This is a genomic window from Acinetobacter schindleri CIP 107287 (genome assembly GCF_000368625.1).
GTDB classification, from domain to species: Bacteria; Pseudomonadota; Gammaproteobacteria; order Pseudomonadales; family Moraxellaceae; genus Acinetobacter; species Acinetobacter schindleri.
Genome location: NZ_KB849576.1, coordinates 952,497 through 968,257, shown reverse-complemented (window position 1 = coordinate 968,257; position 15,761 = coordinate 952,497). Strand labels below are relative to the sequence as shown.

The window sequence follows — 15,761 nt, the reverse complement described above, 5'->3', positions numbered from 1 at the left end:
TAAATATTTCAATGGAATAGGTCACCATCATAAATGGTGGTGATCGGTTGCTGGAATCAAATTGCACAATAAAAAAGCGAGTTTAGGATGAACATGTCGCAATTCACTAATCAACAATCAATCAACAATTCAACTTTTAAACGAAAAGTTTTAATGAGCATGATGGCAATAAGTATAGGCGGTATCAGCCTGTCAGCTATAGCGCAAAGCACAGCTCAATCCAGTCAGGATGAAATTGAGCAGTTACGTCAAGAAGTTAAAGCCTTGCGTGCCATGATTGAACAGCAGCAGTTTCGACAAGTTACATATACAGCACAGGCAACAACACCGGCAGTTATAGCACCAGCAGCCAAACCGGTCATGAAACTTACTAGTGGTGCTGAATTCAATCTTTACGGGAATGTCCGTGCCGATGCCTCTTATCAGGCTGAAGGTGGTGCAGCTACACGTATGTACAACCAGATTAATGCTGTTCCACTTGAAGGTGTAGGCGAGCGTAGTGATGAATTCAAATCAACACTTTCTGCAACCCGTTTAGGGATGGACTTTAAAGCCCTTGTAGGTGCTGAGGACAAAGCCCTGAGTGCTAAAGTTGAAGTAGATTTCCTTGGTGGTGCAGGTCTTGATAATTTACGTATCCGTCATGCTTATATGAGTTATGCCAACTGGCTGATTGGTCAGACCTGGTCAAACTTTGCTGTACCAGATTATATGCCAGAAACTGTCGATGCTTTGGCTTATGCAGGTGGTGCAGTAAAGCGTACGCCTCAGGTTCGTCATACCAGTACCTTTAGTCCTGCTACCAATCTGGTCCTTGCAGTAGAAGATCCAAAAGATGGCACCATTACTGGTATTAAACAGCGTCTACCGGCTTTGATAGCACGTCTAAATCATAAGTTTGCTGATAATCTTTCCGTCAGTGTCCGTGCCATGGGGAATGAAAAGCGTGTAAATGAAGATGAAAAAATGGCATGGGGTGTAGGGCTTGGTGCAAAATATGAAGTCGTACCCGGTACTACTTTAAAAGCCGACTATTATCATGTCAAAGGGGATAGCAGCTTTGTGTCTTATGCTAATCCTGGTGTAATCAGAGCGACGAACGGGGATCTTTTACAGAGTGAGTTCGACTCGATTACTGTCGGTTTAACCCAGCAGTTTAATGACAAATTGCGCGGTACCTTGGGCTATGGTTATATGAATTTCGAGCAAGATAATGGATATGTTACTGCTACCACGAATCCAACAGCAATTAACAAGGACCTTTGGCAGGCATGGGCTAACGTGTTCTATAGCCCAACCAAGCCTTTAAGTTTCGGTCTGGAATATGTCTATGGTGAACGTGAGGCATTAGGTGCAGCCACGAATGGCAGTAATAAAGGTGAAGATAACCGGATTAACGCCGTGGCGATCTATAGCTTTTAATACGTCTCAGATTATATTTTGAAAAGCGTGAAGCCAGTTCACGCTTTTTTATTGTGTTCAATTTGATCGATGATCTGTTCTACAGCTTGAGCAAGTTCATCTGTCCATTCAAAAGAACAATTTAATCGAATAAAGTTTTGCGCTGCATGTTTAGGCCTGAACAGCAGACTCGGTGCAATGGAAATCTTCTGTTCAAGCAAATCTGTATAGAGCTGCTGCGAATCCATATCTTCAGGCAGCTCTATCCATAAAAAGTAGCCCGTTGGATAATAGTGAATCTTACAGTCTTCAGGTAATCTGGCTTTGAGTTCCTGATAAAAACGTTTTTTGTTCTGATTTAAATGACGGCGCAAACTACGCAAATGCTTTTCATAATGATGATGCGCAACAAAATCTACCAATGTATTCTGTAAAAGCGGACTCACACTCAGAGTACTCATCAACTGTAGATGTTGAATGGCATTGGAATATGGGCCTGCAAAGACCCAGCCGACCCGTGCACCCATGCCTAGCGTTTTAGAAAATGAACCACAGTGTAGTACCAGATTGTGCTGGTCGAAATATTTCACTGGAACTGGTTTTTCCTTGCCAAAGTTCAGTTCCTGATAAACGTCATCTTCAATCAGATGCACCTGATACTGAGCTAAGCACTGTGCAATATTTTCTTTGATTTCTGTAGAAACTGTATAGCCAATCGGGTTCTGTGCGTTCAACATCAGCCAGCAGACTTTGATCGGATATTGTTTCAGGACTTTTTCAAAAGCTTTCAGATCAAAACCACGTTCAAGATCATCAGGAAGAGTAATGACATTTAGTCCCAGTCTTTCAGCAGCCTGCCAGGCCCCATAAAATACGGTTTCCTGCAAAAGAATATAATCACCCGGTTGGGTGAGTGCCTGTAAAGACAAATTTAGAGCATCTAGTGCACCGGATGTAATGACAATGTCATCTGAATGGCATGGTATACCTTGTAATTGATAACGTCCGGCAATGATCTGGCGCAGCTCCAGATTACCCGGCGGCATATTTGGATGATTCAGATAGCTGTTTTTACGTTTGGAATGCTGGGATAATAACTGCATAAATTTGCTATTAAATAGCAGTTCCGGATTGGGGAATGCCGATCCCAACGGGATCATATCTGCTGCTTGGGTATCTTTGAGATAGTTAAAGACTACCGAATTTATCTGTATTTTCTCGTGAGTTGCTAATGTTTCTTTAGTGGAAGTTATTGCAAGATCAGCACGTTCAGCAATGTAATAACCGGATTTATCTTTGGCGTACAGCCAGCCTTGTGCCTCGAGTTCCTGATAGGCATTTAACACTGTCATCAGGCTATAACCGGAAAGTTCGGACTGCTCACGCAATGAAGGGAGTTTGTTATGGGCTTTCCAGATGCCATCTTCAATCATATGGCGAATACTGAGTGCGAGTTTTTCAAATTTATACATACATTAAGAAAAATAAAAAATGGAATTTTATCTGCATATATAGCATATTTAGTCAGGTTAAATATAACAGTTAGGGCAGTTATGATTTATCTGTTATATTTTTTTAGGCAGTATTTGTATCTACTCATTTTTTGCAATCGGGCTGAAAATAAGGATAGTCCCTAAATCCAGCGACAGGTGAGCATATGACTCCAGACGAACAGAAAAAAGCACCGAAATATGCAGACAGCAGTATTTCTGATGAAGCTTTCAAAAAGATGATTATTTGGTTCGCTATTTATGCAGGGTTGTTTTGTCTGGGGGTGGTTTTAGTGGTCAACGCTGATAACCTGTTCTTCTCAGGACTCAAATAATAAAAAATCCCGGTTTAATGACTGGGATTTTTACTCATATAATTATTCCATTATAAAAAATGATAGTTTTTGATACTTTCATAGACGCCGTAGTTTTTGTCACATTTTGCTACTTGCTTTCATATTTTTCCTTGCTAGATTCAAGCAAGTGATGCGTTTATTTTGCAGTGTCTGCTAATCTGCGCATCATGCTTAAATAAAAATATTTAAAAATCTCGACAACAATATGGACGTATAACAAGGATAAAGGAGCACAACATGCTTGGAAATATGATGTTTCAGCCCTTACTGATCAGCAGCATGATTGAACATGCAGGACGCTATCATGCAGATACTGCGGTGATTTCAAAAAATACTGATCTCAGCATGACCCATACGACCTGGGGCGAAATTCGTAGCAATGCCAAACGTTTCGCCAATGTGCTGAATCAGCTGGGACTGCAACATGGCGACCGTGTCGCGACCATTGCATGGAATAACCATCGTCATCTGGAATCCTGGTATGCCATTTCTGGAAGTGGCTTTGTTTGCCACACAATTAATCCGCGTTTATTCCCGGAACAGTTGGTATTTATTATTAATGATGCATCAGACCGTGTAATCCTGTTTGATAAAACCTTTGTACCATTAATTAAAGCCGTCAAACCGATGCTAAGCAAGATAGACCACTTTATCTGTCTGGATGCAAAAGATGAGGCCATCCTTGAAGCTCTTCCAGATGTGAAATTCTATGATGAGCTGATTGCCGATCAATCTGATGATTTTGATTGGCCTGTACTCAATGAAAATGCAGCAAGCTCACTGTGTTATACCTCTGGAACTACAGGTCATCCAAAAGGTGTTTTATATAGTCACCGTTCAACGACATTACATAGTTTTGCGATCAGTTTGCCGGATTCACTGAATGTATCCGCACGAGATATCATGCTGCCTGTAGTACCGATGTTCCATGTCAATGCCTGGGGGACACCGTATGCAGCAGCGATGGTCGGCTGTACTTTGATATTGCCAGGCCCAGGGCTGGATGGCGCGAGTCTGGTCAATTTAATTGACAGCTATAAAGTATCAGTTGCTCTAGGTGTACCAACGATCTGGCAAGGCTTGATTGCAGCAGCACAACAGTCGGGTTCCAAGTTAGAAAGCTTAAAACGCAATGTCGTCGGCGGTTCGGCATGTCCGCCTTCAATGCTAAAAGTATTTAAAGAACAGTTTGATTGTGAAACCATCCATGCCTGGGGTATGACGGAAACCAGTCCACTTGGCGCAGCCAATCAGATTAAAGCCAAGCATCTGGATTTGAGTGAAGAAGAGCGTTTAGAAATTCGTCTTTCTCAAGGTCGTCCACCATTTGGCGTCGACTTGCGCTTGACTGATGAAGAAAATGGATCGAATGAAATTACTCGCGATGGTGAAACCACAGGCAATCTACAGATTCGTGGTCATTGGATCATCAATAACTATTTTGGCAAGGAAGAATCTTCTTTAACTGCTGATGGCTGGTTTGATACGGGGGATATTGCCACCTTGAATGAAGATGGCTTTATGAAAATCAGCGACCGTGCCAAGGATCTGATCAAATCGGGCGGAGAATGGATCTCCTCGGTGGAACTGGAAAATCTGGCCATGGGTCATCCACAAATAGCCATGTCAGCTGTCATTGCTGCACAGCATCCGAAATGGGATGAGCGCCCAATCCTGATTGCGATTAAAAAACCTGACAGTCAGCTCACCGAGCCAGAACTGCTGGATTATTTTGCTGACAAAGTGGCGAAATGGCAGGTGCCAGACAAAGTAATTTTTGTCGATGCAATTCCACTGAGTGGTACTGGCAAGATGCTGAAAAAAGACTTGCGTGAAAAGTTCAGAACAGTATTGCTGGATCAGCAAACAGAGCTCAGCCCAGCTGTAGAATAATACCTATAAACTCTGCCAAAATAACAAGGCTGACTACAGAAATGTGGTCAGCCTTTTGCATATTTATAGCCATAAAGCTGATAGAAAAATAGTCAATCCATATAGGCGAACTGGCATGAAATGTCTTTCCGATTTACATGCCGAAAACTAACTTTAATCAAAGTACATCATTTTGTCCGACAAAAAACAGGAATTCTACCGACAGAAACATGATTTGACCCGAATTGACATGGAACGAATTATAAAAGCCTATATTCTGAATGCATAATAAATAGACAGATGTACATTAATTCTGTTTCTGTATGAGGTAATAAAAATGACAAGTATGCAAAGCTACAAGCCTCACTGGATCCGAGAAGACTTCATTGATTTCATTGCTGAAAAAGTTCATCCAACTTTGGCATTGAAAAAAGTGAAGGCAGAAGTGATCAGCATCCAGCTTATTGGCAATGATTTTTATAAGATCCAGTTACGTCCAAATTTCAACTTTCAGGCTAAAAAATTTCAACTAGGACAGAATGTGGCTGTGACTTTAAGGCTGGATGGTATTTTGCATCAGCGTCATTATTCTGTCGTTACAATGCTAAAAAATGGTGATGTAATTATCGCTGTTAAACAGCAGGGTAAAGTATCCCGTGCCTTGAGCTCCTCACAACTGGGTGCTGTGGTAGAGCTTTCACAGCCACAGGGCGAATTCACCCTGCTGAATTCCCCTAAACCCATTTTAATGCTGGCCTCAGGCAGCGGTATCACTGCAATTTACTCCTTGCTGCAAAAAGCCGTAGTGCAGTTTCAGCATCCGATTGATCTGATCTACTTCACCCGTGATGATGCGTTTCATGCTGAAATCAAAACCTTGGCACTGATGCATCCACATCTGAAATATCATCATTTTAATACTGTGGAGCATAAGCAGCATCTCAGCCTACAGTTACTCAACAAGCTGGTGCCTGATTTTGAACAACGTGAAATTTATGCCTGTGGTTCAGCGGCCATGATGAAAACAGCACACCGTATTGCTGAAAAGCTTTCCGTGAAATCCAGTTTCCATTCTGAATACTTCCAGATCGTGGTGGATGAAAAAGTTAAAGCACAACCTGTGCAATTCCAGCGATCGCATCAGGAGTTTCAGGCCAGTTCTACCATTCTGGAAAGTGCTGAACAAGCAGGTTTGCGTCCTGCACATGGTTGCCGAATGGGAATTTGTAATACCTGTTCCTGCACCAAAGTCAGTGGCTCAGTAAAAAATATTTTGACTGGTGAAATCGATCACGAGAGCAATACCCCGATCAAATTGTGTATCTCCCAGGCCGTTAGTCCTGTGGTGATTAATCTTTAATCCCTAGAAAAATAAGAAGGTACTCCCATGAATATGCAAATTGATTTTAAGCGGCACAGTAAGACCCAATTTTTAAGTCCTGAACAGATTCAGGAATTTGGTGCCAAGGTGGATGCGATCCGACGTGAGGTGATGGATGATTTAGGTGAAAAAGATGCTGAATACATCTATAAAATCCGTAATTTTGTCCGCTATAGCGAAATTGCTTCTCGGGGCATGCTGATGGTGGCCGGTTGGTTGCCACCAGTCTGGCTACTCGGTACAGGCTTATTGGGTATTTCCAAAATCGTAGAAAATATGGAACTTGGTCATAACGTGATGCATGGCCAGTTTGACTGGATGAATGATCCAAGTCTGAATGGTTCGACTTATGACTGGGATACCATTGCCACCGGTGATGACTGGAAATACACCCATAACTATATTCATCATACTTATACCAATATTGTCGGCATGGACCACGATGTGGGTTATGGCCTGATTCGTGTCAGTGAATCGCAAAAATGGGAACCCCGTTTTCTGTTTAATATTCCACTAACAATTCAGTTGATGGTGTTCTTCGAATGGTACGTGGGTCTACAGCGCCTGCATCTGGAAGATGTCATTGCCTATAAAACCAAAACCTGGAAACAGGTTTGGGATGAAGCAGCGCCACTACGTAAAAAGATGTGCCGTCAGGTACTGAAAGATTATGTATTCTTCCCGATTATTGCCAGCCCAAATGCCATTCCAGTATTTACTGGCAATGCAGTGGCCAATGTGATTCGTAGTCTGTGGGCTTCCGCTGTGATCTTTAACGGTCATTTCACGGAAGATGCTGAAACTTTTGAAATGGACAATACGGAAAATGAATCCCGTGCGGAATGGTATCTGCGTCAGATCCGCGGTTCGAGTAATTTCAGTGGTACCGAATGGCTACATATTCTAAGTGGTAACTTGAGCCATCAGATTGAGCACCATTTATTCCCGGACATGCCAGCGAACCGTTATTCAGAAGTGGCACCAAAAATCAAAGCATTATGTGCTGAATATGGTATCCACTATAACGAAGCCAGTTTTATGAAGCAGTTTTCGACCGTTTGGGTTCGCGTTGCAAAATGCTCTGTACCAAACGAATGGCATGCACAAATTGCAGAAAAAGTGCAAAGCGCAAAATCTATATTGAATGCTGTAAAAGCCAAGTTCTTTTAATCACTTTTCTTTAACAGCATTATATTGATGTTTCTTAACCAGTTTGGTACTCCTCAATAACTTTAGATGGGTTATTGAGGATTTTTTTATCTGAGCTTCTTATACATATCAACTTGGTTGTAGATTGTATTGAATCTAGGGATATTAATTCCAAATAAGCTTAAAAAATGCCAATACCTTATCAAACTGAAGTATTTTAAAATATTTGATTCATTAGAATAATTAAGTAATACATCATATTTTATGGATAAAATATGAAGAATTATTTTCAAAAAAACACTCATGCAAAACAGACTTGGTACGGCTGAAACGCTTTGTCTACAACAACTCGCTAAACTTTAGGAAAGTTCTTTTTATAATGGCGGCGTCGTAACATTCAAGGTCTTAGGTTTGAAATATCTTAAATATTTTTCAGGAATCTCCTTATTATTGCTGTTAACTGCTTGTAACACCACTGAAGCGCCAGCTCCAGATTATCAGGGCAACTGGAAGAACACTCTGGAAAATCCAAAACTTGAAAATATCCTGGTAATTGCTAAAAATGGTGAAAATTATCTGATTACCAATACCATCAAAGATAAGGAAACCGGTAAAACAGAGAAAAAGAACCCGATGCCCGCGGCTGTGAATGAAAATGGCATGCTTCAGTTGAATGCAGGGGCGGGAATAGTCGATTTTGTAATTGATGAGAAAACTGGCAACCTTGTAGGGTCAGGTTCAGTCTACAAAAAAGCCAAATAATGCTCTAATCTAATCCATTTAGAAATAACAATATAAATGTCATGAAACGGAATTATTCATGACATTTATTTATATAGATATTTAAGCAATATGCCTTAATAATTCGGTAAAATCCTGCACAAAATAATTTGCTCTAGCTTTAATCAGCTCGATTTCATGAGCAGAATACTGATCATAAATTGCCACTACCTCTATTCCTGCATTATTCGCAGCTTCTACACCAATTAAAGAATCTTCAATAATCAGGCAATCTTTGGCTTCAATTTTAAAATGCTCAAGAACATTCAGATAAATTTCTGGATGTGGCTTGATGTTCTGGACATTTTCGCGGGTGAGGATTAAGGCAAAATCATCATCAAAGCTGATTTTAGCGTTAATATTTTGATTATTGTCCTGATAACGCTGCACATTGAATAAACTGGTGGTTGTGGTTAAGGCCAGTGGAATCTCTTGCTTTTTCAGGGCCTGGATTATAAGTTCCGCCTGAGGTTTTAATTCGACCACATGATCCAGAAAATGTCGTGAAATACTGTAACGGCGGTTTTTAACGTCTTCTTTTTTTAGTTCAAAACCGTATAGTTCTTTTAAATAACCACAATATTCCAGATAAGGATCAGGCAAATGTCGAAAGGCTGTCAACTGTAGATCCCGCTGCTGCTGGATCAATTTTAAATTGGCTTTTATACCGGAAAGTTCATGAATCAGAGCTGCATCAACTTGGTTCCAGATACCGACTGAATCAATCAGGGTGCCATCTAGGTCAAAACATACCAATTTTTTGTTCTGAAACATGACACTTTTCCCTTAATTTCCACAGTCTATTCTGTGCGGCTGAGTATATAACATGCGACTTAAGTGTTTCAGCTGAAATAAAAGATAAGGGTTATCCATTTTACATGAAGTGGTATTTGACAGAGTTACAGATCGGGTAAACAGTATTTTTATTGCAAAACACATCCTGAATGATCATACAGATAGTCACAAAGTGTTATATTTGGACATTGGCACTAGATCAAATTGCGCGGATGATAGATCCACCAAAATGATTAAAAAATTGAAGGAAATGTGTTTCTGTGTTTGAACTTGACTGTAAATTGCTCAGCATCTTTTATTATGTCTACAAATTTAAGAACGTCTCCCATGCAGCCGATTATCTGGATATGAGCCAACCGACGGTGAGTAATCTGCTCAATAAAATCCGTCAGCATTATAATGATCCTTTATTTTTGCGTATTGGCAATGAAATGCTGCCGACGGATCTGTCAAAGCAGCTATTTCCTTTGGTCAGTGAAGCGCTGAGTAAAGTCGAAACCATCAATAATTTTACTATTGATTTCGATCAGACCACCTCTCAGCAACGCTTTACCTTGGCAATGACCGATGTATCGCATCTGGTCCTGTTGCCAAAAATTTCACAATATTTAAAACAGCACGCTTCGCATATTCGTCTGAATGTGCGTCCAATTACTTCAGAAACCAGCTATCAAATGGCCAATGGAGAAATTGATCTGGCTTTAGGTTTTTTGCCGAATCTGGAAAATGGTTTCTATCAGCAGAAATTGTTTGAACAGTATTATGTGGTGATTGCAGCCAAAGACCATCCACGGCTGGTTGGCGACAGCCTGACTATTGAAGAGTATTTGCGTGAAACGCATATTGATATTGATGCCGGGATGGGACATTACCATATTGAAAACGAATTGCTGAATCTAGAACTCAAGCGAGACATTCTGATGCGCTTGCCAAGCTATTTAGGCGTAGGACTGGTGGTGCAGGAAACCGATGCAATTGCGACTGTGCCTTATTATTTGAGTGAAGTATTACTATCGCGTGGCAATCTCAAGATTTTTAATGCGCCGATTGCATTCCCGACCTATTCTGTGAAGCAGTATTGGCACATGTCCTGTCATCATAAAACCAGTCATCAATGGTTACGCAATATATTGCATGAGATTTTAAGTAAATAATCCTGCAGCTATAGACCCGGACTTAGTCCTCATCTATAGATTTGAAAATCCCGGCCTATGCTGGGATTTTTGTGTTTTGGTGCATCTTGATGCCTATAACAGATTCTTGCACCTGAATTGATCAGTTAAAACCCCAAAAAGTATTACTAAATAGAAAAACAGTATTACTAAATTGGCACAGCCTTTGCATCTATCAAGCTCATCATAAAGTGATCTAGGGTTCCGATACATGAAGTTTCATGTATGTCTGAGACCGAGAGTTCACGGCGAAAGGAAACACTGATCGCTACACGGAGGGATAAAAGCCCGGGAGGTAAACCGTTAAAAGCTTGGGGTAGATGCAAATGAGCACAACAACTTATCACGAAGATCAAGTCCTTTGGACTGAACGTTTACCGGGTGGACACCACTGGTCAGCACGCATTCAGCGTGGCGCAGTTTTACAACTCAAATCCTTAGGTGCAAATGCCAATGTTTCACTGTACTGCGTGAATAGCGGAGATAAACTTGAACGCTATAACATGCCAGACAGCTTAAAAGGGCAACACACGGCATTTTTAAGTACTGGGCATATTTTAACCTCTGATTTGGGTCGTGCCATGGTCTCGATTGTCAAAGATGATCACGGTTGGAATGATGCTTTTTGTGCACCAAGTACTGCACAGCAAATTGAAAATCAATTTGGTCAAAAGACCTTTCAAGATGCCCGTAACGAGATGTACCGCAACGGCAAAGACAGCTTATTACTTGAGATGACCAAATTTGGATTATCCGCAACCGACCTCAGCAGCACCTTAAACCTATTTTCTAAAGTTCAACCTGATGACAATGGCAACTTGTCTTATGTGGCATCGGATAATACCGATCAAGTGATTGAACTGCGTTTTGAAATGGATTGTTTGGTGTTTTTATCCAGCGCACCACATGCCTTAGATAACTCATCTGAATATGCACCAGCTGATATTCAACTATCACTCTTTAAAGCACTTCCTTTAGGCGAGACAGATGTCTGCCGTGATTCATGCCCGCAAAATCAGCGTGCATTCCAAAATAATAACCGCTACTACGCTTTAACTGCTTAAGGGGAATGATCATGACTGCACTCGTAAACCCAACACAAAATCATGAAAAACCAGTACTCAGCGAAGTTTGTCCTGCCGGTGAAGCGTGGATGTGCGAAGTCAAAAAAGGACAGTATTTCCGTATTGTAGATCTAGAAGGCAACCAGGCGGTAGATACCTTATTTATTTCCGCATCAAACCCAGAAGAGCGTTATAGCGCAACCGATACCTTGGCGATGAATCGTCAAATATATTTAGAAAAAGGCACAGCGTTATACACAAACTTTGCTAATAAAATCGCCACTATTCATGATGATAACTGTGGTCGTCACGATACTTTAGGCGGTGCGTGTTCATGTGAAAGTAACACGGTTCGTTATGCCCATGACAAATACCCAATGCACAGTTGCCGTAACAATTTCATGATTGCATTGTCACAACATCCGATTGCGAAAAAGCATGGTTTGAATGTGCGCCATATCGGTCCAAATATTAATTTCTTTATGAATGTACCTGTAACTTCAGATGGTCATTTGAAATTTGATGATGGTATTTCTGCTCCGGGGAAATATGTGGAGATTAAAGCGGAGATGGATTTAATCGTCCTCATTTCAAACTGCCCACAGCTCAATAACCCATGTAATGCCTATAACCCAACAAAAATTCAATTGATTGTCCGTGAAGGCGAGGAATAAGCCATGTTTAATAAAGTTCTCATCGCCAACCGTGGTGCAATTGCGTGTCGTGTTATTGGTACCCTTAAAAAATTAGGCATCCAATCGGTTGCCGTCTATTCAGAAGCCGACCGTGATTCATTACATGTGACTTTAGCCGATGAAGCTGTTTTCATTGGTGATGCACCTGCGAGCCAAAGTTATTTAAATGTCGATAAAATCTTAGAAGTCGCAAAACAAACCGGTGCAGAAGCGATTCACCCGGGCTATGGCTTCCTCTCTGAAAATGCCGAATTCTGTAATCTGTGTGAAGCACAAGGCATTGTATTCTTAGGGCCAAATGCCGAACAAATGAAAGCCTTTGGTCTGAAACACACCGCACGTGAATTGGCAATTCAAGCCAATGTGCCATTACTTCCGGGCAGTCAATTGTTGGCTGATAAAGCCGAAGCACTGCTAGAAGCGGAACGTATTGGCTATCCTGTGATGCTAAAAAGTACCGCAGGTGGCGGTGGGATCGGCATGCGCTTGGTATGGAACGAAGCTGAACTGAAAGATGCCTATGCAACCGTATCCTATTTAGCCCAAGCCAACTTTAAAGATGCCGGTTTGTATCTTGAAAAATTCGTGCAAAACGCCCGTCACATCGAAGTACAAATTTTTGGTGATGGCAAAGGTCAAGTGATTGCGCTCGGTGAGCGTGATTGTTCGGTACAACGTCGTAACCAAAAAGTAATTGAGGAAACGCCAGCACCGCATCTCAATGATACGCAACGTGCCTATATCCAAAATGTCGCCATTCAACTGATGCAGTCGGTGAATTACCGTTCTGCGGGTACCGTTGAATTTGTCATGGATACCGACACGCAAGAATTTTATTTCTTGGAAGTGAATACTCGTCTGCAAGTTGAGCACGGTGTCACCGAGCAAGTCTTTGGTGTCGATTTAGTAGAATGGATGGTGACTTTAGGCAGTGGTGATTGGACGCCGCCAACAGCACAGCTTGAATCTAAAGGTCATTCGATTCAAGTGCGTTTATATGCCGAAGACCCAATTAAAAACTTCCAACCAAGCGCAGGCTTACTGACTCATGTCGAATTCGATGAGAATGCCCGTAATGAAACGTGGGTAGAAACAGGCTCAAATGTCTCATCTTTCTATGACCCAATGATTGCCAAAATCATTGTGACTGCGGATGATCGTGCATCAGCGATTCAAGCCATGACCGCCACGTTGGCAAAGACTCAAGTTGCCGGGATTGAAACCAATCTTGAATATCTACAAAACATTATCGACTGCGATGTATTTAAAGCAGGCACACAAACCACACGTTTCTTAAATACCTTTGAGTGGAAAACTCAAAAAATTGAAGTGCTTCAAGCCGGCATTCAAACCGCCGTGCAAGATGTGACAGGACGTTTGGGCTATTGGGATGTCGGTGTTCCGCCATCAGGTGCGATTGATCCATTGTCTTTAAATGTGGCAAACCAGTTGCTTGGCAATGTGTATAACACCGCAGGTTTAGAATGTACGCTACAAGGGCCAACTTTAAAATTCCATTGCGATAGCCAAATTGTACTCGCAGGTGGCGATATGCCATCGACTTTGGATGGCGTTCAAGTTCCGATGTGGCAAACCGTGAATGTACGTAAAGGTCAGGTGCTGAAATGTGGCAAGATCGCCACAGGTTGCCGTACTTATATTGGCATCAAAGGCGGTCTAAACGTCCCTGAATACTTAGGTTCACAAGCAACCTTTACCTTGGGTCAGTTTGGCGGTCATGCAGGTCGTAACTTGTTGATTGGCGATATGCTTCCAATCACAGCATTTACATCGGATGAAGTGAAAGCATTAAGCCAAGATCAAATCCCGACATTTTCCAATTCTTGGGAAATTGCGGTAATGTATGGTCCACATGGTGCACCGGATTTCTTTACCAAAAACGACATAGATACCTTCTTTGCCAACGAGTTTGAAATTCACTTTAATTCAAGCCGTACCGGTATCCGTCTGATTGGTCCAAAACCTGAATGGGCACGTCAAGACGGTGGTGAAGCAGGTCTGCATCCATCCAATATTCACGACAATGCTTATGCGATTGGTGCCATCGACTTTACTGGGGATATGCCAATTATCTTGGGTCCAGATGGTCCAAGCCTTGGTGGTTTTGTCTGTCCTGCGGTGGTGATCAATTCTGAACTGTGGAAACTTGGTCAGCTCAAAGCAGGCGATAAAGTGAAATTTGTGCCTGTGAGTTACCATCAAGCAAAATTGCTGAATGAAAAATATCATGCGCAATTAACTGCTGAAGATACGCAAGCTGTGGCATTTGATGAGTCGTTCTATCCTGAAATCCGCACGTTGAAATCTGCGATTTTAGATACTTTAAAAGGTCAAAATGGTACGCCTGACGTGGTGTATCGCCCTGCGGGCAATAACTATATGCTCGTTGAATATGGCGAATTGGTTTTAGATTTAAACCTACGTTTCCGTATTCATGCGCTGATGCAATGGGTCAAAGATCAAAATATTCAAGGCATTATTGACCTGACACCGGGTATTCGTTCACTGCAAATTCATTTTGATTCGACTCAGCTTGATCAAATTGATTTATTGCGTATGCTTCAAGTCGCAGAAGAACAACTGCCTGATGTGACCGAGATGCAAGTGCCATCACGCACCGTGTATTTACCGCTTGCGTGGGAAGATTCACAAACCCAACTCGCAACAGAACGCTATATGCAAACTGTGCGACCTGATGCACCGTGGTGTCCTGACAATATCGAGTTTATCCGTCGTATTAATGGCTTAAAAGACAAACAAGCCGTGAAAGATGTGGTCTATAACGCAAGTTATTTGGTCATGGGCTTGGGTGATGTGTATTTGGGTGCGCCTGTGGCAACGCCACTTGATCCACGTCAGCGTTTAGTCACCACCAAATATAACCCTGCACGGACATGGACACCTGAAAATGCTGTGGGGATCGGCGGTGCATATATGTGCGTGTACGGCATGGAAGGTCCGGGTGGCTATCAATTTGTGGGTCGTACTTCGCAAATGTGGTCACGCTACCGTAAAAACCCTGATTTTGAGCAAGGTATGCCGTGGTTATTACGCTTCTTTGACCAAATTAAGTTTTATGAAGTGTCTGAGTCCGAGTTGATGCAGATGCGTGAGGACTTTAAAGCGGGTCGTTTAAAACTGCGTATTGAAGAAGGTGTATTGAACCTCAAAGAATACAATGACTTCTTAACGGAAAATCAAGAATCTATTTCTGCCTTTAAAGCGGTACAACAAGCCAACTTTGATGCGGAGCGTAAACGTTGGCATGAAGCAGGGCTTGCAGAATATGTCTCTGAAAGCCTGGATGCCGTGGATGATGGTGAGGGTGTTGAAGTGCCTGAGGGGGGGTGTGCAGTGGAATCGCATATGCCGGGTTCAATTTGGAAAATTGAATGTCAGTCGGGGGATATTGTGGAAGAGGGTGCAACGCTTGCAGTGATTGAAGCGATGAAGATTGAGATTCCGATTATTGCGCCTGAGCGTATGAAGGTTGAAGCGATTACCATTGAAAAAGGGCAAACGGTGAAAACGGGGCAGGTGTTGTTTACGTTAGCGCCAGTGGCTTGAGGAATTAGAAAAAAAGAC

General features: G+C 42.0%; 12 protein-coding genes and 1 riboswitch. Of the genes, 10 read left to right on the top strand and 2 right to left on the bottom strand.

What is annotated here, in order from left to right:
• The first annotated feature begins 87 nt into the window (after positions 1 to 87).
• Positions 88 to 1,422 (top strand): DcaP family trimeric outer membrane transporter, encoded by a 1,335-nt coding sequence (locus F955_RS12040; protein WP_026056740.1) that lies wholly within the window; start codon positions 88 to 90, stop codon positions 1,420 to 1,422.
• 38 nt (positions 1,423 to 1,460) lie between these two features.
• Here the strand turns inward: F955_RS12040 and F955_RS12035 are convergent, their stop codons facing one another.
• The gene (locus F955_RS12035) at positions 1,461 to 2,873 is read right to left on the bottom strand and encodes an aminotransferase-like domain-containing protein (RefSeq protein WP_004894935.1); all 1,413 of its coding nucleotides are present in this window, start codon (positions 2,871 to 2,873) and stop codon (positions 1,461 to 1,463) included.
• A gap of 185 nt (positions 2,874 to 3,058) precedes the next feature.
• Here F955_RS12035 and F955_RS16745 point away from each other — a divergent pair, with 185 nt between their 5' ends.
• The 5 genes from F955_RS16745 (at position 3,059) to F955_RS12015 (ending at position 8,411) form a co-directional block, all read left to right on the top strand.
• Positions 3,059 to 3,226 carry a hypothetical protein gene (locus F955_RS16745; protein WP_004894933.1) on the top strand — a complete coding sequence of 56 codons (168 nt, stop codon included), beginning with the start codon at positions 3,059 to 3,061 and terminating at the stop codon, positions 3,224 to 3,226.
• Between the two features lie 258 nt (positions 3,227 to 3,484).
• Positions 3,485 to 5,140 carry a long-chain-fatty-acid--CoA ligase gene (locus tag F955_RS12030; RefSeq protein ID WP_004894931.1) on the top strand — a complete coding sequence of 552 codons (1,656 nt, stop codon included), beginning with the start codon at positions 3,485 to 3,487 and terminating at the stop codon, positions 5,138 to 5,140.
• 316 nt (positions 5,141 to 5,456) lie between these two features.
• Positions 5,457 to 6,479, top strand: a complete 1,023-nt coding sequence (locus tag F955_RS12025; RefSeq protein ID WP_004894929.1) for a flavin reductase family protein — start codon at positions 5,457 to 5,459, stop codon at positions 6,477 to 6,479.
• 27 nt (positions 6,480 to 6,506) lie between these two features.
• Positions 6,507 to 7,670 (top strand): fatty acid desaturase family protein, encoded by a 1,164-nt coding sequence (locus F955_RS12020; protein WP_004894927.1) that lies wholly within the window; start codon positions 6,507 to 6,509, stop codon positions 7,668 to 7,670.
• 390 nt (positions 7,671 to 8,060) lie between these two features.
• A complete protein-coding gene (locus F955_RS12015) occupies positions 8,061 to 8,411 on the top strand; it encodes a hypothetical protein (protein WP_026056741.1) in 351 nt (116 codons plus the stop codon).
• Positions 8,412 to 8,492: 81 nt separating this feature from the next.
• Here F955_RS12015 and F955_RS12010 read toward each other — a convergent pair whose 3' ends face one another.
• Positions 8,493 to 9,203 (bottom strand): HAD family hydrolase, encoded by a 711-nt coding sequence (locus tag F955_RS12010; protein WP_004894922.1) that lies wholly within the window; start codon positions 9,201 to 9,203, stop codon positions 8,493 to 8,495.
• Positions 9,204 to 9,484: 281 nt separating this feature from the next.
• Here F955_RS12010 and F955_RS12005 point away from each other — a divergent pair, with 281 nt between their 5' ends.
• The 4 genes from F955_RS12005 to uca all read left to right on the top strand — a co-directional run bounded on the left by F955_RS12005 (position 9,485) and on the right by uca (position 15,743).
• Positions 9,485 to 10,378 (top strand): LysR family transcriptional regulator, encoded by an 894-nt coding sequence (locus F955_RS12005; protein WP_004894919.1) that lies wholly within the window; start codon positions 9,485 to 9,487, stop codon positions 10,376 to 10,378.
• A 203-nt stretch (positions 10,379 to 10,581) separates the two neighbouring features.
• Positions 10,582 to 10,693, top strand: a riboswitch (guanidine-I (ykkC/yxkD leader).
• 29 nt (positions 10,694 to 10,722) lie between these two features.
• Complete coding sequence (locus F955_RS12000) at positions 10,723 to 11,460, top strand: urea amidolyase associated protein UAAP1 (RefSeq protein ID WP_026056742.1); 738 nt, start codon at positions 10,723 to 10,725, stop codon at positions 11,458 to 11,460.
• Positions 11,461 to 11,471: 11 nt separating this feature from the next.
• Complete coding sequence (locus F955_RS11995; RefSeq protein ID WP_004894915.1) at positions 11,472 to 12,134, top strand: urea amidolyase associated protein UAAP2; 663 nt, start codon at positions 11,472 to 11,474, stop codon at positions 12,132 to 12,134.
• 3 nt (positions 12,135 to 12,137) lie between these two features.
• Positions 12,138 to 15,743: an urea carboxylase gene (uca, locus tag F955_RS11990; protein WP_004894911.1), complete on the top strand. Its 3,606-nt coding sequence runs from the start codon at positions 12,138 to 12,140 to the stop codon at positions 15,741 to 15,743.
• Positions 15,744 to 15,761: the final 18 nt, after the last annotated feature.

Excerpts from the sequence above, each read along its gene's own strand:
- F955_RS12040 (WP_026056740.1), top strand. The coding sequence starts at position 88 with ATGAACATGTCGCAATTCACTAATCAACAATCAATCAACAATTCAACT.
- F955_RS12035 (WP_004894935.1), bottom strand. The coding sequence starts at position 2,873 with ATGTATAAATTTGAAAAACTCGCACTCAGTATTCGCCATATGATTGAA.
- F955_RS16745 (WP_004894933.1), top strand. The coding sequence starts at position 3,059 with ATGACTCCAGACGAACAGAAAAAAGCACCGAAATATGCAGACAGCAGT.
- F955_RS12030 (WP_004894931.1), top strand. The coding sequence starts at position 3,485 with ATGCTTGGAAATATGATGTTTCAGCCCTTACTGATCAGCAGCATGATT.
- F955_RS12025 (WP_004894929.1), top strand. The coding sequence starts at position 5,457 with ATGACAAGTATGCAAAGCTACAAGCCTCACTGGATCCGAGAAGACTTC.
- F955_RS12020 (WP_004894927.1), top strand. The coding sequence starts at position 6,507 with ATGAATATGCAAATTGATTTTAAGCGGCACAGTAAGACCCAATTTTTA.
- F955_RS12010 (WP_004894922.1), bottom strand. The coding sequence starts at position 9,203 with ATGTTTCAGAACAAAAAATTGGTATGTTTTGACCTAGATGGCACCCTG.
- F955_RS12000 (WP_026056742.1), top strand. The coding sequence starts at position 10,723 with ATGAGCACAACAACTTATCACGAAGATCAAGTCCTTTGGACTGAACGT.
- F955_RS11995 (WP_004894915.1), top strand. The coding sequence starts at position 11,472 with ATGACTGCACTCGTAAACCCAACACAAAATCATGAAAAACCAGTACTC.
- uca (WP_004894911.1), top strand. The coding sequence starts at position 12,138 with ATGTTTAATAAAGTTCTCATCGCCAACCGTGGTGCAATTGCGTGTCGT.